At 63.3% G+C, this 24,668-nt stretch carries 24 protein-coding genes; 14 read left to right on the top strand and 10 right to left on the bottom strand.

Features of this window, described 5'->3' with window-relative positions; all coding sequences use genetic code 11:
- Positions 1–2 precede the first annotated feature (2 nt).
- A complete protein-coding gene (locus MESCI2_RS0127505; protein ID WP_027039281.1) occupies positions 3–956 on the bottom strand; it encodes a hydrogen peroxide-inducible genes activator in 954 nt (317 codons plus the stop codon).
- Between the two features lie 262 nt (positions 957–1,218).
- On the opposite strand from MESCI2_RS0127505, the gene katG reads away from it, so the two are divergent.
- Together katG and MESCI2_RS0127495 are read left to right on the top strand one after the other, a co-directional pair.
- Positions 1,219–3,414 (top strand): catalase/peroxidase HPI, encoded by a 2,196-nt coding sequence (gene katG / locus MESCI2_RS0127500; RefSeq protein ID WP_027039280.1) that lies wholly within the window; start codon positions 1,219–1,221, stop codon positions 3,412–3,414.
- 182 nt (positions 3,415–3,596) lie between these two features.
- Positions 3,597–4,154, top strand: a complete 558-nt coding sequence (locus MESCI2_RS0127495; RefSeq protein WP_027039279.1) for a GNAT family N-acetyltransferase — start codon at positions 3,597–3,599, stop codon at positions 4,152–4,154.
- Between the two features lie 8 nt (positions 4,155–4,162).
- Here MESCI2_RS0127495 and MESCI2_RS0127490 read toward each other — a convergent pair whose 3' ends face one another.
- A complete protein-coding gene (locus MESCI2_RS0127490) occupies positions 4,163–4,579 on the bottom strand; it encodes a MerR family transcriptional regulator (RefSeq protein ID WP_027039278.1) in 417 nt (138 codons plus the stop codon).
- Between the two features lie 107 nt (positions 4,580–4,686).
- Between MESCI2_RS0127490 and MESCI2_RS0127485 the strand changes: the two genes are divergently transcribed.
- Positions 4,687–6,888 (top strand): heavy metal translocating P-type ATPase, encoded by a 2,202-nt coding sequence (locus MESCI2_RS0127485; RefSeq protein WP_027039277.1) that lies wholly within the window; start codon positions 4,687–4,689, stop codon positions 6,886–6,888.
- Positions 6,889–6,893: 5 nt separating this feature from the next.
- Here the strand turns inward: MESCI2_RS0127485 and MESCI2_RS0127480 are convergent, their stop codons facing one another.
- Together MESCI2_RS0127480 and MESCI2_RS0127475 are read right to left on the bottom strand one after the other, a co-directional pair.
- Entirely contained in the window at positions 6,894–8,078 is a 1,185-nt protein-coding gene (locus MESCI2_RS0127480; protein WP_027039276.1) for an MFS transporter, read from the bottom strand.
- A gap of 206 nt (positions 8,079–8,284) precedes the next feature.
- Positions 8,285–9,949: a Na/Pi cotransporter family protein gene (locus MESCI2_RS0127475; RefSeq protein WP_027039275.1), complete on the bottom strand. Its 1,665-nt coding sequence runs from the start codon at positions 9,947–9,949 to the stop codon at positions 8,285–8,287.
- A gap of 387 nt (positions 9,950–10,336) precedes the next feature.
- Here MESCI2_RS0127475 and MESCI2_RS0127470 point away from each other — a divergent pair, with 387 nt between their 5' ends.
- The 9 genes from MESCI2_RS0127470 (at position 10,337) to MESCI2_RS0127430 (ending at position 19,251) form a co-directional block, all read left to right on the top strand.
- Positions 10,337–10,717 carry an RcnB family protein gene (locus MESCI2_RS0127470; RefSeq protein WP_027039274.1) on the top strand — a complete coding sequence of 127 codons (381 nt, stop codon included), beginning with the start codon at positions 10,337–10,339 and terminating at the stop codon, positions 10,715–10,717.
- 399 nt (positions 10,718–11,116) lie between these two features.
- The gene (locus tag MESCI2_RS0127465) at positions 11,117–11,482 is read left to right on the top strand and encodes a helix-turn-helix transcriptional regulator (RefSeq protein WP_027039273.1); all 366 of its coding nucleotides are present in this window, start codon (positions 11,117–11,119) and stop codon (positions 11,480–11,482) included.
- A gap of 104 nt (positions 11,483–11,586) precedes the next feature.
- On the top strand, positions 11,587–13,527 hold the full coding sequence (dnaG, locus tag MESCI2_RS0127460; protein ID WP_027039272.1) for a DNA primase: 1,941 nt from the start codon (positions 11,587–11,589) through the stop codon (positions 13,525–13,527).
- A 423-nt stretch (positions 13,528–13,950) separates the two neighbouring features.
- A complete protein-coding gene (rpoD, locus tag MESCI2_RS0127455) occupies positions 13,951–15,972 on the top strand; it encodes an RNA polymerase sigma factor RpoD (RefSeq protein ID WP_027039271.1) in 2,022 nt (673 codons plus the stop codon).
- 182 nt (positions 15,973–16,154) lie between these two features.
- A complete protein-coding gene (locus MESCI2_RS0127450; protein WP_027039270.1) occupies positions 16,155–16,448 on the top strand; it encodes a GYD domain-containing protein in 294 nt (97 codons plus the stop codon).
- A 65-nt stretch (positions 16,449–16,513) separates the two neighbouring features.
- Entirely contained in the window at positions 16,514–17,578 is a 1,065-nt protein-coding gene (locus MESCI2_RS0127445) for a DMT family transporter (RefSeq protein WP_027039269.1), read from the top strand.
- Entirely contained in the window at positions 17,579–17,947 is a 369-nt protein-coding gene (locus tag MESCI2_RS0127440; protein WP_027039268.1) for a thiol-disulfide oxidoreductase DCC family protein, read from the top strand.
- 200 nt (positions 17,948–18,147) lie between these two features.
- Positions 18,148–18,840 (top strand): PadR family transcriptional regulator, encoded by a 693-nt coding sequence (locus MESCI2_RS0127435; RefSeq protein WP_027039267.1) that lies wholly within the window; start codon positions 18,148–18,150, stop codon positions 18,838–18,840.
- 111 nt (positions 18,841–18,951) lie between these two features.
- A complete protein-coding gene (locus MESCI2_RS0127430) occupies positions 18,952–19,251 on the top strand; it encodes an HlyU family transcriptional regulator (protein ID WP_027039266.1) in 300 nt (99 codons plus the stop codon).
- 88 nt (positions 19,252–19,339) lie between these two features.
- On the opposite strand, the gene MESCI2_RS0127425 is transcribed toward MESCI2_RS0127430, so the two are convergent.
- The 5 genes from MESCI2_RS0127425 to MESCI2_RS0127405 all read right to left on the bottom strand — a co-directional run bounded on the left by MESCI2_RS0127425 (position 19,340) and on the right by MESCI2_RS0127405 (position 22,671).
- Complete coding sequence (locus tag MESCI2_RS0127425; protein WP_027039265.1) at positions 19,340–19,549, bottom strand: hypothetical protein; 210 nt, start codon at positions 19,547–19,549, stop codon at positions 19,340–19,342.
- An 85-nt stretch (positions 19,550–19,634) separates the two neighbouring features.
- Complete coding sequence (locus MESCI2_RS0127420) at positions 19,635–20,270, bottom strand: outer-membrane lipoprotein carrier protein LolA (RefSeq protein ID WP_027039264.1); 636 nt, start codon at positions 20,268–20,270, stop codon at positions 19,635–19,637.
- 50 nt (positions 20,271–20,320) lie between these two features.
- The gene (locus tag MESCI2_RS0127415; protein WP_027039263.1) at positions 20,321–20,584 is read right to left on the bottom strand and encodes a YMGG-like glycine zipper-containing protein; all 264 of its coding nucleotides are present in this window, start codon (positions 20,582–20,584) and stop codon (positions 20,321–20,323) included.
- Positions 20,585–20,883: 299 nt separating this feature from the next.
- Entirely contained in the window at positions 20,884–22,086 is a 1,203-nt protein-coding gene (locus MESCI2_RS0127410) for an MFS transporter (protein WP_027039262.1), read from the bottom strand.
- A gap of 126 nt (positions 22,087–22,212) precedes the next feature.
- Entirely contained in the window at positions 22,213–22,671 is a 459-nt protein-coding gene (locus MESCI2_RS0127405; RefSeq protein WP_013530158.1) for an Lrp/AsnC family transcriptional regulator, read from the bottom strand.
- 170 nt (positions 22,672–22,841) lie between these two features.
- Between MESCI2_RS0127405 and MESCI2_RS0127400 the strand changes: the two genes are divergently transcribed.
- Complete coding sequence (locus tag MESCI2_RS0127400; protein ID WP_027039261.1) at positions 22,842–23,576, top strand: AzlC family ABC transporter permease; 735 nt, start codon at positions 22,842–22,844, stop codon at positions 23,574–23,576.
- Positions 23,573–23,872, top strand: coding sequence for an AzlD family protein (locus tag MESCI2_RS0127395; protein WP_027039260.1), 300 nt, complete (start codon positions 23,573–23,575; stop codon positions 23,870–23,872). Before MESCI2_RS0127400 ends, MESCI2_RS0127395 begins: the two co-directional genes overlap by 4 nt.
- Before the next feature lie 55 nt (positions 23,873–23,927).
- Here the strand turns inward: MESCI2_RS0127395 and MESCI2_RS0127390 are convergent, their stop codons facing one another.
- Positions 23,928–24,563: an FMN-dependent NADH-azoreductase gene (locus MESCI2_RS0127390; protein WP_027039259.1), complete on the bottom strand. Its 636-nt coding sequence runs from the start codon at positions 24,561–24,563 to the stop codon at positions 23,928–23,930.
- Positions 24,564–24,668: the final 105 nt, after the last annotated feature.

The raw sequence follows: 24,668 nt of genomic DNA, 5'->3' as shown, positions 1-24,668 counted from the left end.
CTTCATTGGGCCGCTGCCGGTAGATTCAGAGGCCGCGCAAGCAATGCCGAACCGTGCTGTGCGCGCAACGTTTCGGCCGCCTGGCGAACCACTTCGGATATAAGCAGCAGCTGTTTGGCGATCGGGCTTGTCTTGCGCCAGATCATGCCGATCGTCCGCGACGGTTGGGGGTTGGCGAAGTGGGCGATAGAGACCGACGCCGAGCGTGTCTCCACCGGCACGGCCATTTCGGGGATCAAGGTGACGCCGACGCCGGCGCCGACCATCTGCACCAGGGTCGACAGCGAGCTGCCGTCCAGCAACTCCCTTGGGCGCGCCGAATGCATGTTGCAGAACGATAGCGCCTGATCGCGAAAACAATGGCCTTCCTCGAGCAGGAGCAGCCGCATCTCGCGCAGCATTTCGCGGTTGGGCACCGGCTTTCCCTCATCCTCGCCGGGCCGGACCAGCACGAAGTTCTCGGCAAACAGCACGATTTCCGTCAGTGAGGGTTCCGACACCGGCAAGGCGACGATGGCCGCGTCGAGCCGGCCGTCGGCCAGTTCCTGGATCAGCTTCTGCGTCTGCGTTTCGCGCACATGGATATCGAGTCCGTCATGCATGCGGGCGAGGTTGCCGATGATGGCAGGCAGAAGGTAGGGTGCGATCGTCGGGATCACGCCGATGCGCAACCGTCCCACCAGCCGGTCGCGAGAGGCGCGGGCCAGATCCGTCAGCTCATCCACCGAGCGCAGGATGTCGCGAACGCGCAAGGCGAATTCCTCGCCGAAATTCGTCAGCCGGACCTGGCGTGGGCCTCTTTGGAAAAGCTCCGTGCCCAGCGTTTCCTCCAACTCCCGGATCTGCACCGAGATGGCGGGCTGCGAGATCGCGCAGGCATCCGCCGCGCGTCCGAAATGGTTGTGCCGCGCCAGTGCCTCGAAATAACGCAACTGCTTCAGCGTCAGGTTTGTCATAATGTCATCTTATCGCTGTAATCAGGAAATCCAACTTAAATTAATCAAGCGGCTTTGCTATAGGAGTCGCAACGAAGATGAGGAGCAGCCGGGACCGCCTGGTGAGGCGCATGCCCGCAGCAACAGGACATCCAACATATTCGGTCGCGTATCGGGCATATGGTCATCGCGCCAGCCATGAAACGGACCGCCTCCAGGGACATTCGTGTCCCTGTTCACGCAGCAGTTGAACAGCTCAACACAGCCACGATCGGAGAAGAACATGGACGCACAGACCGATGATCCCAGCGCCGGCAAATGCCCCGTTGCACACGGATCCTCCAGCAGGAGCAACCGTGACTGGTGGCCCAACCAACTCGATCTTGGCGTCCTCCATCAGCAATCGAACCTTTCGGATCCGATGGGCGAAGAGTTCGACTATGCCAAGGAATTCAAGTCGCTCGATCTCGATGCGGTGATCAAGGACCTGCACCACGTGATGACGGATTCGCAGGAGTGGTGGCCGGCCGACTTCGGCCATTACGGGCCGCTGTTCATCCGCATGGCCTGGCACAGTGCCGGCACCTACCGCATCGGCGATGGCCGTGGCGGCGCCGGGGCCGGCCAGCAGCGTTTTGCTCCGCTCAACAGTTGGCCGGACAATGCCAATCTCGACAAGGCGCGCCGGCTGCTGTGGCCGGTCAAGCAGAAATATGGCCGCAAGATCTCCTGGGCCGACCTGCTGATCCTCACCGGCAACGTCGCGCTGGAATCGATGGGCTTCAAGACCTTCGGTTTCGCTGGCGGCCGTGCCGACGTCTGGGAACCCGAACAGGACGTCGATTGGGGTTCGGAAACCAAGTGGCTCGACGACAAGCGCTACTCCGGTGACCGTGAACTCCACGGTCATCTCGGCGCCGTGCAGATGGGCCTGATCTATGTCAATCCGGAAGGGCCGAACGGCAAACCGGATCCGCTGGCTTCGGCACGCGACATCCGCGAGACCTTCGCGCGCATGGCCATGAACGACGAGGAGACCGTGGCGCTGATCGCCGGCGGTCACACCTTCGGCAAGACGCACGGCGCCGGCGATGCCGCGCTGGTGGGTGCGGAGCCGGAAGGCGCCGGCATCGAGGCGCAGGGCCTCGGCTGGTCGAGCAAGCATGCCACCGGCATTGCAGGCGACGCCATCACCTCGGGCCTCGAGGTGACCTGGACCACGACGCCGACCAAGTGGAGCAACAGCTTCTTCGACAATCTGTTCAACTTCGAATGGGAACTGACCAAGAGCCCGGCAGGCGCTCATCAGTGGACGCCGAAGGGTGGCGCCGGCGCCGGAACCGTTCCGGATGCCCACGATCCGTCCAAGCGCCGGGCGCCTGCCATGCTGACCACCGATCTCGCACTGCGGGTCGATCCGGCCTACGAGAAGATCTCGAGGCGCTTCCATGAGCATCCGGACCAGTTCGCCGACGCGTTCGCCCGCGCCTGGTACAAGCTGACCCATCGCGACATGGGTCCGGTCGTTCGCTATCTCGGCCCGCTCGTGCCGAAGGAAGAGCTGATCTGGCAGGACCCGATCCCGGCGGTCGACCACGAACTGGTCGGCGAGCAGGACATTGCGTCGCTGAAGGCGAAGATCCTGGCATCGGGCCTGTCGGTCTCGGAATTGGTCTCGACGGCGTGGGCGTCGGCCTCGACGTTCCGCAATTCCGACAAGCGCGGTGGTGCCAACGGTGCACGTATCCGGCTGGCACCGCAGAAGGATTGGGAGGTCAACCAGCCTGCTGAACTGTCGAAGGTGCTGGCGAAGCTGGAAACCATCCAGAAGGAGTTCAACGCGGCGCAGACCGGCGGGAAAAAGATCTCGCTGGCCGACCTCATCGTTCTCGGCGGTGTCGCCGCGGTCGAGAAGGCGGCGAAGGACGGCGGCCACGAGACCAAGGTGCCGTTCACGCCGGGCCGCATGGATGCTTCACAGGAACAGACGGATGTCCATTCCTTTGCCGCGCTCGAGCCGAAAGTCGATGGCTTCCGCAACTATGTCAGGGGCAAGCAGCCGATGTCGGTCGAAGCCATGCTGGTCGACCGGGCGCAATTGTTGTCGCTGACCGCGCCCGAGATGACGGTGCTGCTCGGCGGTCTGCGCGTGCTCGGCGCCAACACGGCCAAGTCGAAGCACGGCGTGCTCACCGACCGGCCGGGGACGTTGACCAACGACTTCTTCGTCAACCTGCTCGGCATGAACACGGTCTGGGATCCGGCCGCCGGCTCCGACGAAGTCTATGAAGCGCGCGACCGCAAGACCAAGGCGGTCAAGTGGACCGGCACCCGTGCCGACCTGATCTTTGGCTCGCACGCCCAATTGCGCGCGCTTGCCGAGGTCTACGGGTCGGCGGACGCCAAGGCGAAATTCACCAGGGATTTCGTCGCAGCATGGACCAAGGTGATGAACGCCGACCGCTTCGACATCGCCTGAGATCGCTAAAGGTGCTCCGGTGCTGCGGCGCCGGATCGCCAGTCCTCCCAAGGACCCAACGCCAGGGCCGTGTTTCCAGTGATGGGAGCGCGGCCCTTGCCGTAAGAGACTGCGCTTTGGTGGACCGTGCCTTCCCGGGCAGGGGTGCTATCTTGTCGGTGTAGCGTCTGCACCGGTGCATCATGGTCGAAATCGTCAAACCCGCGCTTGAACATTTGCCGTCCTACAAGGCGGCGCTCGAACGCGGCTGGTCGCCGGACAATGTGCGATTTCTGGAAGCGACCCGCGAGCAGCTTGCGGCGATCGAAAGGGATCCAGTGGCTTTTCTCGCCGATCTCGACGATCCCCAGGCCAAGGGCGGTCCGATCACCTTGCCCGACGACAAGCAAGTGCCGCGCCTGCCGGGCTTCCGCCGCTGGATCTGGGATGGCGAGGCATCGGGCTCGATCGGTTTTCGCTGGCAGAAGGGCACGGCAGAATTGCCGAAGCATGTACTCGGTCATATCGGCTATGCGGTGGTGCCGTGGAAGCGACGGCGCGGCTACGCCACCGAGGCGCTGCGGCTGATGCTGGAGGAGGCGAGGGCGGTCGGCCTGCCTCATGTCGAGATCACCGCCAAGCCGGACAATCCGGCCTCGCACAAGGTGATCCTGGCCAATGGCGGCAAGCTCGTAGAACGCTTCTTCGAGGACGCCGCCTATGGCGGGGCGGAGAGCTTGCGGTTCCGGATCGAGTTGTAGGATGTGTCTCAACCATGCTCATCGGCGCACAGCGCGTGGTCGGACAGCGCGCGGATGACGTAGCAGTCGCCGACCGTCTTGCCATCGCAGCACGTGGCAATGCGTTCAAGCTCGGCTTCCAGCCGCTTCAACTGAGCAATCTTTTCCCGCACCGAGATCAGTTGTTCCTCGGCGATCTTGTCGGCGTGGCCGCAGGGTTGCTCGGGGTGGCCGCTCAAATCGATCAGAGAGCGGATGTCCTCGACGGCGAAACCGAGATCGCGGGCGTGGCGGATGAAGGCCAGCCGCTCCAGCTCTTGCCTGGAATAGCGGCGCTGGTTGCCTTCCGAGCGCTCGGGCGCCGCAACCAGGCCCATCTGCTCGTAATAGCGAATGGTCGGCACCTTGACCCCGGTGCGGCGCGAGAGATCACCGATCGAAAACATGTTTTTTGCCTCTTGAAGCTCTAGTGACTAGAGCAATTACAGTGCCCGACATCAGCATTCAAGACCCATGCGGCGCTGCCGCGCGGGCAAGACAGGCAGGTTATGTGATGACGACGCCGCTCAAGCAGGAAACAATCGGGCAGACACGATTCAAGATCGGCGGCATGGACTGCGCCTCCTGCGCGGCCAAGATCGATACGGCGGTGCGTCGCCTCGATGGCGTCGCCGATGTCTCGGTTTCGGTGACCGGCGCCAGCATGACGGTCAGCCACGGCGGCGCACTGCCGGAAGACAAAGTGCTGCAGCAGGTGGCGCGGCTCGGCTACGGCATCGTCAAGGCCGAGGCGCATGTATCGCCGATGTCAGACAAGGCGCACGCCGATCACGTCCACGATGACCATGAAGGCCACGATCATGCGGGCCACGATCATGGCCATGCCGAGATGGGGCAGGCTTGGTGGCGTTCGCGCCGGGCGGTGCTGACGCTGGTTTGCGCGGCGGCACTTCTCGCCGCCTATGGCATCGGCCATCTGTTCCCGGTGGCTGAGCGCTGGGTGTTCCTGGCCGCGCTGTTGGTTGGCCTGGTGCCGATCGCACGGCGAGCGCTGATGGCGGCATTGGCCGGCACGCCGTTCTCGATCGAGATGCTGATGACCATCGCGGCGATAGGCGCCGTGATGATCGGCGCCACGGAAGAAGCCGCCGCCGTGGTGGTGCTGTTCCTGATCGGCGAACTTCTGGAAGGTGTCGCCGCCGGCCGCGCGCGGGCGAGCATCCAGGGGCTTGCCGATCTGGTGCCGAAGACGGCGTTAGTCGAGCGGGCGGGCGGCACATCGGAAGTTTCCGCCGAAGACCTTGCGGTCGGCGATGTCATCCTGGTGCGGCCGGGCGACCGTATCCCGGCCGACGGCGAGATCGTCGAGGGGGCGAGCGATATCGACGAGGCGCCGGTGACCGGCGAGAGCACGCCCAAGCGCAAGGGCGTCGCTGACGCCGTCTTTGCCGGCACGATCAGCATCGACGGCGTGCTCAAGGTGCGGGTGACGGCGGCCGCGTCCGACAACACCGTCGCTCGAATCGTGCGGCTGGTGGAGGAGGCGCAGGAGGCCAAGGCGCCGACCGAGCGCTTCATCGACCGCTTCTCGCGCACCTACACGCCGGCGGTGCTGGCGGTCGGCGCGCTGGTTGCGCTGCTGCCGCCGCTGCTTGTCGGTGGCGACTGGAACGAATGGATCTACAAGGGCCTGGCGATCCTGCTGATCGGCTGCCCCTGCGCACTGGTCATCTCGACGCCGGCGGCGATCGCCGCTGGCCTTGCGACCGGTGCGCGGCGCGGCCTGCTGATGAAGGGTGGCGCCGTGCTGGAAGGCTTTCGCCGGATCACGGCGGTGGCCTTCGACAAGACCGGCACGCTGACCGCGGGCAGGCCCGTGGTCACCGACATCATGGCCTATGGCCGCGATGAACGCACCGTGCTGGCGCGGGCGGCAGCGCTCGAGCAGGGTTCCAGCCATCCGCTGGCCATGGCGATCCTGGAGCGGGCCAAGGCCGACAAGGCGCCGGTGCCGCCGGCCCTGGCGGCGAAGGCGATTTCGGGCAAGGGGGTCGAGGGCAGCGTCGGGGGCGTCGCCGTCTTCCTCGGCTCCGGTCCAGCGGCGGGCGAACGCGCCGACATGACGCAAGTGCAGCGCCTCGCCGTCGACAGCCTCAACGGCCAGGGCAAGACCGTCTCAGTGCTGGTCGCCGACGGCGTGGTGGCAGGGCTGATCGCCATGCGCGACGAGCCGCGGCCGGATGCGGCGGCCGGCATTGCGGCGCTGAAGGCCGAGGGCATCCGCACGATCATGCTGACCGGCGACAATCGCCGCACGGCCGAAGCCATCGCCGCTTCGCTCGGGATCGAGGCGCGGGCGGAGCTGTTGCCTCAGGACAAGCAGCGCATCATCGGTGAATTGCAGCGCGAAGGGCTGAAGGTCGCCAAGGTCGGCGATGGCATCAACGACGCACCGGCGCTCGCCGCCGCCGACATCGGCATCGCCATGGGCGGCGGCACCGATGTGGCGCTGGAGACGGCGGACGCGGCGATCCTGCATGGCCGCGTCATGGACGTCGTGCGGATGGTAAGACTGTCGCGGGCGGTGATGGCCAATATCGGCCAGAACATCAGCGTGGCGCTTGGGCTGAAGGCGGTGTTCCTGGTCACCACCATTTTGGGCATCACCGGCCTGTGGCCGGCGATCCTGGCCGACACCGGCGCCACCGTGCTGGTCACCGCCAACGCCATGCGTCTGCTGCGCTGGCGCGGGTGAGTGGTCTATTCCGCCGGAGCCGTCAGCGGCGGCGTGGCGTTGCTGCGCCCTTCCCAGACATAGGATGCCAGCGCCACCGCGACGGCGATCAGCATGGCGATGGCGCCCAACAGCGGCAGGCTGCGATAGCCATAGCCGCTGTTCAGCATCGCGGCGCCCAACGACGCGGCCAGCGCGATGCCGACATTGAAGCCGGACGGAATGAGCGACGAGGCGAGGTTGGAAGCATCTGCCGTCCAGGCCAGGATGCGGGTCTGGATCGGTGTGCCGATGGCGAAGTTGAGACCGCCCCAAATGACGATGGCCACAACCATCGGCAGAGGATAGGGGCTGACGGCGTAGATGACGGCCAGCGTCACCGCCTGCAGCGCCAGCATGGTGATCAATGACGGCATCAGCTTCCAGTCTGAGAGCTTGCCGCCGAGGAAGACACCGAGCGTTGCTCCGACGCCGTTGAGCAGCAGCACCCACGGGACCAGGTTCTCGTCGAGCCCGGTGACCTCCAGCAGTGTCGGGGTGATGTAGGTGAACAGGCCGAACTGGCCGATCATCAGCATCAGCATCAGGATCAGCGAGGTCCAGACCTGCTGGCGGGCCAGCACGCGAACCTCGCGGGCGAAACCGGCAGGCTTGGCCGACGATCCGGTCGTGCGCGGCAACAATGCCGCCATCGCAAGCGTCGCCGCCACGCCCAGCGCGCACATCACCCAGAAGGTGGCGCGCCAGCCCCAGATGTTGCCGATCGCGGTGCCCGCCGGCACGCCGATGACGTTGGAGACGGTGAGGCCGGACAGGATGACGGCGACAGCCATGCCGCGCTGGTCCTCGCGCACGAGACCGACGGCGACGACCATGGCGACGCCGAAATAGGCGCCATGCGCGACCGCCACGGCAATGCGCAACAGTAGCATCGAGGTGAAGTCGGGCGCCAGCGCGCAAGCCGCCTGGCCAATGGTGAAGGCGATGGCGAGGCCGAGCAGCAGGCTCTTGCGTGACAGCGACTTGGTGGCGAGCGCCAGCAGCGGACCGCCGATAGCGATGCCGCAGGCATAGCCGGAGACGAGATAGCCGGCCGAGGGAACCGAGACGCCAAGACCGTGCGCCACTTGCGGCAGCACGCCGGCAATGACGAATTCAGTGGTGCCGAAGGCAAAGGCGGCGATGAACAGAGCTATGAGCGGAAGCGACATGGCAAGGCCTTAGCTGGAACGGCCTAAAACCACGGATGGGCTTTGCGGGCAATGAAGAAATTGTTGTCGCGAGTTTATCTTTTCTTCATCGGGCGCGGCGATGAAGCGCCGATCTCCCTCCTTGTGGGGGAGATCGCCGACAGGCCAGAGGGGGGCGCTGTCCCGCCAGCCTTTCAAAGAGGCGGGAGATCGGCAGTTTCAACGCCTCAGCTCGCCTTCAACCGCGACCCCGTCAGCAGACCGCGCTCTTCGAGCACCGGATAGGCCATCGACGCCAGCAGCGAATTGATCTGCTTCAGGTCGCGGATGGTGTCGAGATGGATCGAGCTGGTCTCGACGCTCTTGGCGGTGCCGTCGCGCAGGCGAACAAAATGGCTGGCGCTGGTTTCCTTTTCGCGATCTCGAAGCCGGTCTTTTTCCAGCACCAACTGGCGGGCGGTCTCGGGATCGCGCGACACCAGAACGTTGAAGGCAAGCCGCGCATTGGCCAGCACCGAACCATGGAAGGCGCACAGCTCGGCCCAGCCCTCGTCGGTGAATTCCAGCCCGCGCTCGAACTTCTTCTTCACATGCACCAGCATGTTGCGCACGATGATGTCGCCGACCTGCTCGAGCTTGACGCAGGCGCCGATCAGTTCCTGACAGCGCAGCGCCTCGTCCTCGGTCAGCGGGTTCCTGGTCAACTTGGCGAGGTAGAGCTTGATCGCGGCGTGCTTGCGGTCGACGCGGTCGTCGAGTGCGGCCAGCGCCTTGATCTTGTCGGCGTCGGCACTTTCATAGAGCTCGATGATGCGCTTGAGCATTATCTCGATCGTCTCGCAGACCCGCACCACCTCGCGGGTGGCATTGGCCAGCGCCTGGCTCGGCACGTCGAGCGCGCTTTCGTTGAGCGCGGACAGCTCGACGACGTCAAGCGAGGCGGCCGGCACGGGCTTGGTGCCAAGTGCGACGATCTTCTCCGAAGCGCGGTAGACGAAGCCTGCCAGCGGCAGGCCGGCAAGCAGGATCAGCACATTGAACAGGATGTGGGCATTGACGATCTGGTCGGCCGCCGTCGAACCGAGAAAGGCGAAGTGCGGCCTGAAGATCATGACCAGGATCAGCATGACCAGCGAGCCAAGACCGCGCATCAGGAGATTGCCGATCGGCACGACGCGCACCTCGGGGCTCGACGAGCGGGTCAGCATCGGCGCGATGATCGAGGAGCCGAGGTTGACGCCGAGGATGAGAACGACGCCGAGTTCGGGCGTGATCAGGCCGCGGCCTGCCAGCGTCGCCATCAACAGCACCGCTGCGATGCTCGACTGGAACAGCCAGGTGATCAGTGCCGCCAGCAGATAGGCGGTGATGGAATCGGTCGAGAAGTAGTTGATGATGACCGGCATGAGCTGGCTGTTGCGTAGCGGCTCCGACGCCTGGCCGATCATCTCCAGCGACAGGATCAAAAGGCCGATGCCGACCAGGATGCGGCCGGACTGGCGCCAGTCGCGACGCTCGGTGGCCATGAACATGACCGTGCCGGTGATCAGGCACAGAGGCACCAGCAAGGTGAGGTCGAAGGTCAGCAGCTTGACCACCAGCGCCGAGCCGATCTCGGCTCCCCGCACTGCCAATTGACCCGCGGCGCCAGAGACGATGCCAGAGCCGGCAAAGGAACCGACCAGCAGCGTGACGGCGGTGGAGCTCTGCAGGGCGATGGCGAGGCCGGTGCCGGCCAGCACCGCCATCATCGGATTGCGCATGGTGGCGCGCAGGCGATGGCGCAGCACGTCGCCATAGGCGCGTTCGACACCGGTCTTCACCATGCGGGTGGCAAACAGCATCAGCGCCACGGCGCCGGCCAGATGCAGAAGGACGACGGACCCGCTCATTTTGCTCCCCACATGCAAACAGGGCGCCTGCCCTGTTTTGCGTGGCGATCAGAAGGAAAACCGAGGGTACGAATCATGTTCATGGCGGTGACTTATAATAACTTGAATATTTTAGCCGGATAATAAAATCTTGTCGATTTCAAGGGCCGCTGCCGCGCGACGGGCGGTGTCGGAAAATGGACGGACGCGCAAATGGTTGCATTGCGGGGCACGCGCGAGGCGAGGGATCGTCCGGTTTGCCATATGTGCTGGCTTAGGCGTTTGCGACGATGTTCAGCTCCCTTGGATAAATCAAGGAATTCATTACACAATTGTAATGCGTGCGTTCAGTTTCGGTTCATAGGTGGCCCGCTATTCCCTGGGCATCGACAACCAAGGAGACTTCTCATGAAACGCATTGTCCTTTCCGCCCTCGCTTTCTCGATGCTGGCCGCCACGTCGCTCACCGGCCAGGCCGCACCGCTGAATGCACCGAACGCTCCGCAGTCGAACTACAGCCAGGTCGATTGGCAAAAGCCCACCAACAGGGATGTCAAGAAGCGCATCATCCAGAAGCGCGTCATCCATAAGAAGGTCGTGGTGAAGCGTAACAACTGGCGCAATGGCCAGAAATATTCCGGCTGGAGACAGCACCGGCCGGTCCGCGACTACGGCCGCTACGGCCTGCATCGCCCCGGCCGCGGCCAGGAATGGATCCGCGTCGGCAACGACTATGTGCTGGTCGGCATCCTCTCCGGCGTCATCTTCGGTACGCTTGCCGCGCATTAAGCCTCCAGGCATGTGCTGAACCCGGAAGGAGGCGGCCCGCAAAGGCCGCCTCCTTTTTGCTGTCCGCGGCCAATTCACCGCAAATGTGAAGTCTGAATCGGCTTGTCGAGAATATCACAATGTGCGATATTCTAGGAGTGAGGCGGCTCATTCTTCTCCCTCTGGCTGCCAAGGCGCTGCGAAAGCATCGGGCGGATGCCGAGAGAATTCTGTCGAAGATAGAAGCATACGCGCCAAAGACCCGAGCAGCCTTGCAAACATGGTCAAGGCCTTGCAAGGCTCGACCGCTCTGCGTTTGAGGGGGGTGACTATCGTGTGGTGTTCGAGGAAACGGATCAAGAGATCATCGTCACCAGGATCGGGCCGCGCGGACCGGTTTATGATTGAAGGGATGCCAAGATGAACAACGTTGCCTATGTCACGACGCCAGGCGGCGAGGAACTGGCCATCCTGCCACGCAGTGAGCTGGATGCACTTCGGGAATCACTGGATCACGCGCAGGCGCTGGGCAGCTTTCGCGCAGGCCAGATTCCCGGGCTTACTCCGGATGAGGCGCGGGCTCTTGTCGCGGCGGTCTCTCCGCTCGCCTTCTGGCGCAGATATCGCAAACAGACCCAGGCTGTTCTTTCTGCATCCGTCGGAGTGACGCAGAACTATCTTTCCGAGATCGAGAACGGAAAGCGTGGAGGGGATGTCGCGCTTTGGCTGCGACTGGCTCGCGCGCTTGAACTGCCGGTCGAGAATCTGGTCGACGAAGGCGACTGATCGACCGGCAAGGCCTCTTTTGCCTGTGGAAACCGGGTATGGCCCGCATTAAGGGTCGTCGGAATTCGCGGCTATGATTATATAATCGGGAAACGAGTTCCCCGATGCGCTTTCCACCCGCCTTCCTCGACGAGATACGCGACCGCGTGCCGATTTCATCGGTGATCGGCCAGCGCGTTGCGTGGGATCGCAAGAAGACCAACGCGCCACGCGGCGACTATTGGGCGTGCTGCCCGTTTCATGGCGAGAAGAGCCCATCCTTCCACTGCGAGGACAAGAAGGGCCGCTACCACTGTTTCGGCTGTTCGGTTTCGGGCGATCATTTCAAGTTCCTCACCGAACTCGATGGGATGAGCTTTCCCGAAGCGGTCGAAAAGATCGCCGACATGGCCGGTGTGCCGATGCCGGTTCGCGATGCGCAGGAGGAGCGGCGCGAAAAGGAACGCGCCAGCCTGACCGACGTCATGGAGATGGCGACCGCCTTCTTCCAGGAGCGACTGCAAGGGCCGGAAGGTGCCAAGGCGCGTGCCTATCTGCGCGACCGCGGACTGACGCCGGCGACGCAGCAATCGTTCCGGCTCGGTTTTGCGCCCGACAGCCGCAATGCGCTGAAGGAGCATCTCGCCGCCAAGGGCGTGCCGAAAGCCGATATCGAGGCCTGCGGACTGGTGCGCCACGGCGACGACATTCCGGTTTCCTATGACTGGTTCCGTGACCGCATCATGTTCCCCATCCCGGATTCCAGGGGCAAGATCATCGCCTTTGGCGGCCGCGCGCTACAGCCCGATGCGCTGGCCAAATACATGAACTCGCCTGACACCGAGCTCTTCCACAAGGGCAATGTGCTCTATAATTTCGCCCGCGCCCGCAAGGCCTTGGCCAAGGGCGGCACGGTCATCGCCGTCGAAGGTTATATGGACGTGATCGCGCTGGCGCAGGCCGGCTTCGAGAATGTCGTGGCGCCGCTCGGCACCGCGCTTACCGAGAACCAGCTCGAACTGCTGTGGCGCATGGCGCCGGAGCCGATGCTGTGCTTCGACGGCGACAAGGCCGGGCTGAAGGCAGCGTGGCGGGCCGCCGATATGGCGCTGCCGTCTGTGCAGGCCGGCCGCTCGGCGCGTTTCGCGCTGCTGCCGGAAGGCAAGGATCCCGACGATCTGGTCAAGGCCGAAGGACCGGATGCATTTCGTCGCGTTCTGGCCGAGGCGCGGCCGCTGGTCGACCTTTTGTGGATGCGGGAGACGGCGGGCGGCGTCTTCGATACGCCGGAGCGGCGGGCCGAGCTCGAGAAGACGCTGCGCGAACTGACCAGCCGCATCCGCGACGAAAGCCTGCGCTACCACTACCAGCAGGAGATGCGGGAGCGTGTGCTGAGCTTCTTCGGCTCGCAGCGCAGTGCCCGGCAAGGTCGCCAGGGGCAGGACTGGAAACAGGGCCAGGGCAAGACGGCCGCGCCCGGCGGGCAGTTCGCCAAGGCCGGCAGCGGCCGCATGGCGATCACCGAAAGCCTCGGCCAGTCGGCTTTGGTCAAACGCGGCGGCGAGGGGATGTCGGTGCGCGAGGCGACGATCATCGTCGCGCTGATCAACCATCCGGCGCTGATCGACGAGAATTTCGCCCATATCGAGTTCCTCGATCTCGCCAACTCCGATCTGAGGCGGCTGCATGCGGCAATCCTCGACGCAATGGCGCATGACATGGCCAATGACCGGCAGGCCGTGATTGCGACGATCGAACGCGCCGGCTGCGCCGAGATCTGGGAGCGGGCCGTCGGGCTGATCCGGCGAATGCGGCAATGGCCGGCGCTGGAGACCGCCGCCCTTGAAGATGCCCGCGATGCTTTCAGCCAGGCGCTGCACTTGCAGCGCAGCGCGCGCACCTTACATAAGGAACTGAAACAGGCGGAAGCGGCGCTCGCCACCGATCCCACAGACGAAAACTACCGGCACCTGATCGAAATTCAGGCGCAATTCCAGGATGTGCAGGCCACGGAAGCGCTGATCGAAGGGTTTGGCGTCTCCTCGGGCAGGGCAGGGCGAGCTTAGTTGGAAGCGAGTGAATTGAGAAAGCGTCGTTGCGCGTCCAAATGGCGCGTAACGGGCTAAGTCGGGTAATTGATTCGCTTTTTTCATGCGAATCATGCGAGAGGCGCTTGACCTTCTGGCAGATTGGCGGAATCAGGACGATTCGAAACGTTAACCCGAACCCGCGTCACGGGAAAACAAGCGATGTGAGGTACTGGTCACTGGACAGGCAGCCCGCCTGCCACAGATATCAGGGTTAATCTGGACTTAATGCATGTCGCCCAAAAGGGGAAACCCGATTTGGGCAACGACATACACCAAACGAAACGAGTTGATGCAGTTACTGGCCCGGTGAAGCGCGTTTCATAAGCGAGCGCATCCGATTTGACTGGTCCGACAGCTTACGCGGCTTTGAAGTTCGGCCGCTAGGAGAAGATAAAGACTATGGCGACAAAGGAAAAGGAAGAGGTCGAAACCGAACGCGAAGGCGCCACCGATGGCCCTCTGCTCGACCTTTCCGATGATGCTGTCAAGAAGATGATCAAGGCCGCCAAGAAGCGCGGCTATGTCACCATGGACGAGCTGAATTCGGTGCTGCCCTCAGAGGAAGTGACCTCCGAGCAGATCGAGGACACGATGGCGATGCTGTCCGACATGGGCATCAACGTGGTCGAGGACGACGAGCAGGGCGAGGAGCCCGAGGCCGCCGACACCGCGGCCGACGCCGAGGAAGACGCCAACGAGCTGGCTGAGCAGACCGGCACCGCGGTCGCCGCTACCACCACCAAGAAAGAACCGACCGATCGCACCGACGATCCGGTGCGCATGTATCTGCGTGAGATGGGCTCGGTCGAGCTGTTGTCGCGCGAGGGCGAAATTGCCATCGCCAAGCGCATCGAGGCCGGCCGCGAGACGATGATCGCGGGTCTGTGCGAAAGCCCGCTGACCTTCCAGGCCATCATCATCTGGCGCGACGAACTCAATGAATCCAAGATCCTGCTGCGCGAGATCATCGATCTCGAAGCCACCTATGCTGGCCCCGAGGCCAAGCAGGCGCCGGTGGTCGAGCGCGTCGAGGAAGCCAAGGTCGAGGACAAGCCGCGCCGTTCGCGCGACGACGAAGACGACATCACCAATGTCGGCGCCGATACGCGTGGGCTGACGGATGACGACGACGAAGACGAGGACGAAGCGAGCCTGTCGCTGGCCGCAATGGAAGCGGAACTCCGCCCGCAGGTGATGGAGACGCTCGACGTTATCGCCGACACCTACAAAAAGCTGCGCAAGCTGCAGGACCAGCAGGTCGAGAACAGGCTCGCCGCCGCCGGCACGCTGTCGCCCAGCCAGGACCGCCGGCTGAAGGAGCTCAAGGACCAGCTGATCAAGGCGGTGAAGTCGCTGTCGCTCAACACGGCGCGCATCGAGGCACTGGTCGAGCAGCTCTACGACATCAACAAGCGCCTGGTGCAGAACGAAGGCAAGCTGCTCAGGCTGGCCGAAAGCTACGGCGTGCGCCGCGAGGAGTTCCTGAAGGAATATCAGGGCTCCGAACTCGACCCGAACTGGACGCGCGCGATCGGCAATCTGACCTCGCGCGGCTGGAAGGAATTCACCAAGAACGAGAAGGATGCGATCAAGGACCTGCGCGCCGAGATCCAGAACCTCGCCACCGAAACGGCGATCTCGATCCTGGAATTCCGCAAGATCGTCAACCAGGTGCAGAAGGGCGAGCGCGAAGCGGCGATCGCCAAGAAGGAAATGGTCGAAGCCAATCTGCGCCTCGTCATCTCCATTGCCAAGAAATACACCAATCGCGGCTTGCAGTTCCTCGACCTGATCCAAGAAGGCAATATCGGCCTGATGAAGGCGGTCGACAAATTCGAATACCGCCGTGGTTACAAGTTCTCGACCTACGCGACGTGGTGGATCCGGCAGGCGATCACGCGTTCGATCGCCGATCAGGCGCGCACCATCCGCATTCCGGTGCACATGATCGAAACGATCAACAAGATCGTGCGCACCTCCCGCCAGATGCTGCACGAGATCGGCCGCGAGCCGACGCCGGAAGAACTGGCCGAAAAGCTCGCCATGCCACTCGAAAAAGTGCGCAAGGTCTTGAAGATCGCCAAGGAGCCGATCTCGCTCGAGACGCCGGTCGGCGACGAGGAGGATTCGCATCTGGGCGATTTCATCGAGGACAAGATGGCGATCCTGCCGATCGACGCGGCGATCCAGGCCAATCTGCGCGAGACCACCACGCGCGTGCTGGCCTCGCTGACGCCGCGCGAGGAGCGCGTGCTCAGAATGCGCTTCGGTATCGGCATGAACACCGACCACACGCTGGAAGAAGTCGGCCAGCAGTTCTCGGTCACCCGCGAGCGTATCCGCCAGATCGAAGCCAAGGCGCTGCGCAAGCTCAAGCACCCGAGCAGGTCGCGCAAGCTGCGCAGCTTCCTGGATAGCTGAGACTTACCAATGCAAAGAGTTCAAGGGCGCCGATGGCGCCCTTTTTTTGTTGTGGGACGCACTCTTGCGGGCGAGGCCCTTCGGTAGGATAATTTCGGTGTCGGATGCATTTTCTGGGCGACAACCCGGATGCCCGCCCCGGCGAAGCCGCCGTGCTCCGTGGCCCCGGAGGGAGGTGTGCCATGACAAGCTACATCGTGCTGATGAACTGGACGGAGCAGGGTGCCAGAAACGTGCGCGAGTCACCGAAGCGGCTCGACGCCGCCAGGAGGCAGCTGGGAGACATGGGCGGATCGTTCAAGGCGTTTTACCTGACCATGGGCGAATACGACATGGTGGCGGTGGTCGAAGCGCCTGACGACGCGGTGCTGGCGCGCTTCTCGCTGATGCTGGCGGCAGCGGGTAATGTGAGGACGCGGACGCTGAAGGCCTTTCCCGAATTAGCCTACCGCGAGATCATCACCTCGCTCGGGTAGAGCCGTGACGAAACAGCGCGTGAAGCGCGTCGCCACCTTTGGCTAACGTGCGCTAGGATACAGCCATGTCCGAACCGCATTCTCATTCGCATCTGTGGCCCGGCGTGCCGCTCGCGCTTGGCTCGGCCGTCCTGTTCGGGGCGACGCCGCCGCTCAGCAAGCTGCTGCTCGATGGCGTCAATCCCTTCATGCTGGCCGGGCTGCTCTATCTCGGTGCTGGTCTTGGCCTGGCTCTGTACCGCCTGCTTCGGGGCAGGCAGGCCGCGGCCGGGGAGGCGCAACTGACCGCCGGGGATATTCCCTGGCTGGCGCTGGCCATCGGCATGGGCGGCGTCATCGCGCCGGTGCTGCTGATGTTCGGCTTGACCCTCAACACGGCGTCCAGTTCGGCGCTGCTGCTCAACCTGGAAGGGCTGGCGACGATGGCGATCGCCTGGCTCGTCTATCGCGAGAATGTCGACCGGCGCCTGCTGTTTGGCGCCTTCGCCATTCTGGCGGGCGCCGTTCTTCTGTCGTGGCAAGGTGAGGGCGTAGCCTTCAATCGTGGCGCCCTGCTGGTGGCAGGGGCTTGTCTGGCCTGGGGGATCGACAACAATTTCACGCGCAGGATCTCGGCCACCGACCCGGTGGTGATCGCCATGCTCAAAGGGCTGGTGGCGGGTGTCGTCAATGTCGGGCTGGCGCTTGCCGGCGGCGCCTTGTTTCCCCCGACGTCGGTCATTGCAGCGACCGCCGCAGTCGGTTTCTTCGGCATCGGGGTCAGCCTGGTGATGTTCATCGTGGCGCTGCGTCATCTCGGCACCGCGCGGACAGGGGCCTATTACTCGCTCGCTCCCTTCATCGGCGCGTTGCTGGCAATCGCCATCCTGGGTGACGCCGTCACGCTCAAGCTTGCGGCCGCCGGACTTCTGATGGGCGTTGGCCTGTGGCTGCATCTGTCGGAACACCATGAGCACGAGCACGATCATGAGGAACTGGAACACGAGCACAGCCATGTGCATGACGAGCACCACCAGCACCATCATGACGGGCCGGTGAGCGAGCCGCATTCGCACTGGCACCGGCATGCCCCGATGCGCCACCGGCATCCGCATTATCCCGACCTGCACCACAGGCATGGCCACGGCTAAATGCTGACCGTCTGGTACAACACGCGCTGCCCGGTCTGCGATGCCGGTATCAGCAGGCAGAAGCGGCGGCTGATCGAGGCGGTCAAGGCCGGGCGGATCGAGTTCCGAGACATCAATCTTGAACCCGCAGCGCTTGCCGGACATGGCGCGTCGCTTGAGGACATCCGCCGCCGGCTGCACGCCACCGATGCGGCGGGCAGGCTGCTGGTCGGCGCCGACGTTGCCATCGCCGTGTGGAAGGTCACGCCGGGCGAAGGCTGGCTGGCGATGGTGTTCGGCAATCCGGTTGCCTTGCCGGTGACACGCTTTGCCTACGACCGCTTCGCCGATCTTCTCCATGCCTGGAACCGCCGCAAGGGCCGCTGGTAGCCGTTCGTCATTGATGACCAGAAGCGCAAAGGTCCGGAGGACATCTCCGGACCTTTCGTGCGCGCTATCGGCTGGCCGGCTCGCGGAGCGAAAGCAAGCCTCTGGCGCCACATTCAGATACATCGTAAGATATATCTTGACTCTCTCGATTGTCCTGCCTAATTAAGATATATCGTAAGATACAACTCAAGGAGCAATCGATGCACAAACATTTTGGGAACAACCATTTCGGCGAACGCATGTTCATGCACATGGCCGGCAAATTCGGCGGCAAATTTGGTGGCAGAGGGGGCGGCGGCTTCGGCCCGTTCGGACATGGCGGTCGTGGCGGTGGACGCGGCGGCCCGGGCGACATGTTCCGCGCCGGGCGCATGCTGGCCGATGGCGACCTCAAGCTGATCACGCTGTCGCTGCTGGCCGAGGCACCGCGCCACGGCTACGACATCATCAAGGCCCTGGAAGAGCGCACCAGCGGCATCTACAGCCCGAGCCCGGGCGTGGTCTACCCGACCCTGACCTTCCTGGAAGAGGCCGGCTATGCCGCCTCCGCCGCCGACGGCAACAAGAAGGTGTTTTCGATCACCGAAGCGGGCCAGGCGCATCTCGCTGACAACCGCGAGATGATCGACGGCGTGCTCGACCATCTCGAGCGCTTCGGCCGCAAAATGGCCAAGGCGCGCGACTGGTTCGGCTGGAACGACGAGAGCGAAGAGGGCGGGCGTCGTGGCGGCCGCGGGGATCGTTCGGAAGCGCGCGACGAATTCCGCGCAGTCCGCCACCGGCTGCGCGCGGCTCTGGGCGACTTTGTCGACGCCCCGGCCGACAAGCAGGCCGAGGCGATCGCCATCCTCGAAGCCGCCGCCGAGGCGCTGGAGGCGCTGTCGCACAAGTAAGCTCGTCCGGCCATGGGACGCCGCCCTTGCCCGCTGCGCCAAGGACCGATAGTGAAATTCATCCCGCCTCACTCTACATGGTGCGGGATGAATGCTGTTGGAGGAAGTCCGATGTCTTTTCTGAAGCGTCTTTTCGGCGGTGGCGGCGGCGGAACCCAGACGGCCGAGCCGACGAGTGCAGCGCCAGCCAAGCAGGTGGAGCACAAGGGCTTCCTGGTCAGCGCCACGCCCTACAAGGCGGATGGCCAGTACCAGACGTGCGGCGTCGTCTCCAAGGAGATCGACGGCGTGGTGAAGGAACACAAATTCATCCGCGCCGACCGCTTCGCCGGGCTCGACGATGCCGTCGACATCTCGATCAAGAAGGGCATCCAATTGGTCGACGAGCAGGGCGAGCGGATTTTTGGGTAGATCACCGCCAGCAGATCACTGCCTAACCATGCGGGCTTCGCGCCACGCTAGCCCTCTCGTTCCGGGTTGACCTCCGACCGCCAGCGGATCAACTCGTCCTGGCGGGATCGATGGTCATCAGGCGGGTCCTGGCCTCGATCAGGTTCCTTCTCGCGGCCCTTATCCGGCCGCACAATGCCAGGTTAAGAGCGACGCCGCCTTCCTCGTCCAGCAAGTCATTGGCGCGCTTCAGAGAGTGCTCAGCTCTCTTAATGCGCAGTCTGGCGTTGGCCGCTTCGATGCTGTGAATTTCAATCATTGTACCGCGTCCTTTGCGGTTCCGGTCCCTTCATGGACTAAACCGTCGCTGATCATATTGGTTCCGGCTGTGAATGTGGCTGCGGCTATTTCGTTGTCGTGTTGAATTCACGGTTTGCCGCATAGTCGATAACGAAGGTGCCCTCGGGAGCGCGAACGCCCTGCCTCACATTTGATATAGTCACCGTTGTGGTAAGTCCCTTCTCGTCGGTGAGGCTCCATCTGCGCAGATCGAGCGATTTTCTGTCGAACACCATGGAGATGTTCGAATTGCCGAAAGCCGATCTGTCGGCCAGCTTGACGATGATCTGAGCGCCGTCGTCTCTGATGCTTTTGAGGCGACTGCCGGAGAAGTCGACCTTGTTGTCGAGCAGCAGCTTGAGCGGCGTCTTCGAGAGAGCATAGAGCCGCGATGTCTTCAGTTTCCTGTTGTAAACCACCAGGGATTTACCATCCGCAATCACGCTGATCCCAGATTGGCCTGCATAATTGAACCGGATCTTGCCTGGGCGTTGGAGAAAAAACCTGCCATGTTTTTTCTCCGCCTTCGGGCCCGACTGCACGAAATCCCCTGACATGGATTTCACCGATGAGAAGTGATCGGCAATCGTCTTCGCATCAACCGGCGCGGCCGAAATCGCAATCGTGGACGCGATATTCAACGCGGCAGCGCCGACAGCGGCAAACAAGAAACCCGGCAACTTTTTGATCCGATAGGCCATTCGACTACTCCTGGCAGACGCGTGATCGAAGGAGATCACGCGCCTTGAGATCAGTAACCGTCCGGGCACCTTGCAACGTAAACCCGGCCGTACCGATCGCGATATCTGCACTGGCCGGCTTCGCTGGCGTGGCCGATGACGGCCCCGGCTATCGCTCCGACCGCACCGCCTACAACCGCCCCTTGCACAGGGTCTCCGGCCACCGCGGCGCCTACGGCCGCGCCACCCAAGCCGCCGATGGCGGCGCCTTGTTCGGTACGGGAGCACGCCGAGAGCGGAATGAGCAGGCTCAAAATGAGCAGCGTCTTTTTCATCGTTTCTCTCCTGAGGCTACTATTAGCCAAAGCTTAAATGCTTAAGAGAGCTTTTCGATCCATCGCCCGTTGCCTGCCATTCAAGCCTGGCCGTGGCGGAGCCGCGCGCCTTCGGCTCAAATGGTACCCTCACTGGTGTGGACGGGTGCGCGAAGTCGTCGGTCGGTGCAAACGTTGGCCATGGACTTCCGTACTCGCACAAGGGGGAACGGATGAAACAGGGGACAGGATCCGCGGCGAACCGAACGGACCAGGCTGACTGTGCGCCTGGCCAGCAAGGTTTGGGAAATCGACCCGGGCTAAGCCGGCTGCAACTCCCTGCGCGGCAGTGGCGGGAACGCGATGGCGATGCCGACCGCGCCGAGCCCGATAAGAGCCGAGCCGATAAACAGCCAGGAATAGTTGGCGTAGGCGTCGAACACCATGCCGCCGGCAAGCGGTCCCAGCGCCATGCCGAGGCTGGACAGCATGGTGGCGGCGCCGAACACGGTGCCGAGGATGCGCTGGCCGAAATATTCGCGCGCCAGCACCGCATAGAGCGGCATGACGCCGCCATAGGTGGCACCGAAGATAATGGCCAGCATGTAGAACTGCTCAAGCCGGCTGATCGAGAGATAGGCGGCAATGACGATCGCCTGGATCGCCAGGCCCGCGATCAGCACCGGCTTGACGCCCAACCGGTCGGCCAGCACGCCGTAGAAGAGCCGGCCGCCGAGGCCTGCCAGGCCTTCGACACTGTAGATCGAAACCGCTGCCATGGGGGCGACGCCACACAGCATGGCGTAGCTGACCATATGGAAGATCGGCCCGGAATGTGCCGCGCAGCAGGCAAAGAAGGTCAGCCCGAGCACGATGAATTGCGGCGAGCGCAGCGCCTGGCCGACCGTCAGGCCGGCGCCTTCGGCAACCGGCGCGGAGCCGGTATCGGCCACGACGGGCTTCGGCGGCTGGCGCACCAGCAGCACCGCCGGCAACAGCAGCACCCAAGCGGTAATGCCGATGTCGAACATGGCGGTTCGCCAGTCATAGGCGGAGATCAACCAGCGGGCGAAGGGCGAAATCGTCATCGGCGCCACGCCCATGCCGGCCGAGACCAGTGAGACGGCAAGGCTGCGGTTGGTGTCGAACCAGCCCGTGGTCAGCGCGATCATCGGCGCGAAAAAGGCGCTTGCCGCGAGACCGACCAGCACGCCATAGGTGATCTGGAAGCTCAGCAGCGAACCGGCGCGGCTGGCCAGCACCAGCGCCAACCCGAGCAGCACCGCGCCGATCATCACGACGATGCGGGCGCCAAAACGGTCCGATATCGCACCCCAGGCGAAGCCACCAAGGCCCATCACCAGGAAGTTGAGCGTCATGGCGCTGGAAATGCCGGCGCGCGACCAGTTGGTGTCGATCGCCATCGGCTCCAGGAAGATCGCCAGCGAAAACATCGTCCCGATGGCGACACAGGACATCAGCGCGCCAGCGGCGACGATGACCCAACGATAGGAAAGGCTCATTCAAATCTCCCATGCCAGAGGGCAGCGCTGCGCGCTGCTTGCACCCGAAGGACGCCGGCACCGGGTTCGATCCTACAATCCGGTTGCATTTTTTATCCAGTTTGGCGTGACGCCGTTTTCGGTAGCTCAGATCGGCAGTTCCGACGTGTATTTGATCGTCTGGCTGGGGACGTCGGTCTTGACGTTCTGCACGCCCTTGATGCGGCTCAGATGCTCCGACTGGAAGCGGCGGTAATCGTCGATGCCGGCCGCCACCACGCGCACCATGGCGTCGCAATCGCCGAGCATCAAATAGCACTCCATCACTTGCGGCAGCTTGGCGACTTCGGTGGCGAAATGCTCGATCGTGTCCTCGTCCTGCGTCTTCAGCCAGATGCGGGTGAAGAAGGTCAGACCCTTGCCGATGCTGGCCGGGTTGAGCACGGCGACGTAGCGGTCGATGACACCAGCCTCCTCCAGCAGTTTCACGCGCCGCAGGCAAGGCGATGGCGACAACCCGACTTCATTGGCCAGATCGTTGTTGGCCATGCGGCCGTCGCGTTGCAGCGCCCGCAGGATCCGCTTGTCGATCTCATCCAGCTTCATGGCTTTGGATTCCATCTATTCTGTGATTTGTGACACTCAATGCCAAAATTCGGTGAAAGACAACAATCTTCGCAACCAAATTGCGAGCCGATATCGGTATGTTTGCCGCCGACATCAGTTGATTTCAAACACAGGGAAGCGGCGGCCGCGAGGCCAGCTGATGGATAGCCATGAGCATTTCACAGGCAGTCGAGACGGCGGGCGACGGTTCGAGATCCGAGTTCCGCCGTGGCGTGGCTTCCTGCGCGCCGGTGCTGTTTGGCACCATCCCCTATGCGCTGGTGCTCGGCGCCCAGGCCACGCAAAAAGGGCTGAGCACGGTCGAACTGTCCGCGATGACAGGACTGAACTTCGCCGGCGGCTCGGAATTCGCGGCGATCCAATTGTGGACGTCGCCGCCGCACGTCGTGCTCATCGTCGCCATCACCTTCCTGGTCAACAGCCGTCACCTGCTGATGGGTGCGGCACTGGCGCCGTTCCTGCGCCACCTGCCACGGCGCAAGGTGTTTCCGGCGCTTTTCTTTATGTGCGATGAAAGCTGGGCACTGGGCCTGGCCGATGCCAAACAGCGCACTGCTGCCGGCATCACGCCGGCCTTCAGCCCGCGCTACTATATGGGCGCGGCGCTGGCGATGTATCTCACCTGGGTGGCCTTCACCACGCTGGGTGCCTTGCTCGGTCCAATGCTCGGCGACGTCGGGACTTATGGTTTCGACATGGCGTTCCCGGCTGTCTTCCTGGTGCTGATGCGCGGCATGTGGACGGGTATGGCGGCGGCGCGGCCCTGGCTGGTCAGCCTGGTCGTTGCGGCAATGGTCTATCTCTTCGTTCCCGGTGCCTGGTATGTCGCCGCGGGCGCCATGTCGGGACTGGTCGCGGCCTGGCTGATGGCGGGTGATGCATGATCGATGGCGTGACCCTTCTCACTATCGTGCTGATGGCCGGCGTCACTTATCTCACGCGCATCGGCGGCTATGTCGTGCTGCGCAACCGCACGCTCAGCGGGCGTGCCACGGCTGTGATGGAAGCGGCACCCGGTTGCGTGCTGATCTCTGTCATCGCGCCCGCCTTTGTGTCGAGCAATCCGGCCGACCTTCTGGCGCTAGCCATTACCTTAGTCGCAGCCACGCGATTTTCCATGCTGCCGACTGTGCTGATCGGGGTCGCTTCGGCGGGTCTGCTCCGACATTTCATCGGCTAGAACGCAAAAGGCAGGCGCGCACGCCTGCCTTTCGATGCGGACAAATTTCGGCTCTTTACGCCGCCGCCGCGACACCACGGCTGGCAGCCACCACGGCATCGACCTTGGCGGTCGCCTTGGCGAGCGCTGCGGTCACCGCGTCAGGGCCCATGCCGACACCTTCGATGCGGATGACATCGACATCGGTCATGCCGAGGAAGCCGAGCACGCCGCGCAAATAGGGAATGGCGTGATCGAACTGCACGGCAGCGCCTTCCGAATAGATGCCGCCCGAAGCCAGCACGATATAGACCTTCTTGCCGGTGACGAGACCCTTGGGGCCGTTCTCGCCATAGGAAAAGCTCTTGCCGGAACGAGAGATGTGATCGACCCAGGACTTCAGCGTCGAGGAGATGTTGAAGTTGATGAAGCCTGTGGCCAGGATCACGGTGTCGGCGGCAAACAGTTCGTCGAGCACCACATCGGAGACGCCGACGACCTCAGCCTGGCGCGCAGTGCGGGCTTCCGCCGGCACGTAGATGCCGCTGGCGTAGTCGGCGTCGATATGGGGGAGCGGATTGGCGACGAGGTCGCGCACGACGAGCGTGTTCGACGGATCGGCGGCGACGAGCTTTTCGGCGAATTCGGTAGCGATGCGGGTCGAATGGGAGGCGGCGCCGCGCGGGCTCGAAGTAATGAGAAGAATGGACATTTTGGGCTCTCCAGCGGTTGGAATGATTTGTCCCGCCAGATATGGGGCTTTCGATCCATTCAATAAACTGGTATATTTTCTATACGACCCATCTATAAGTTAGAT

The organism is Mesorhizobium ciceri WSM4083 (assembly GCF_000519305.1).
GTDB classification, from domain to species: Bacteria; Pseudomonadota; Alphaproteobacteria; order Rhizobiales; family Rhizobiaceae; genus Mesorhizobium; species Mesorhizobium ciceri_B.
This window is presented reverse-complemented; position numbering and strand designations above follow the sequence as displayed.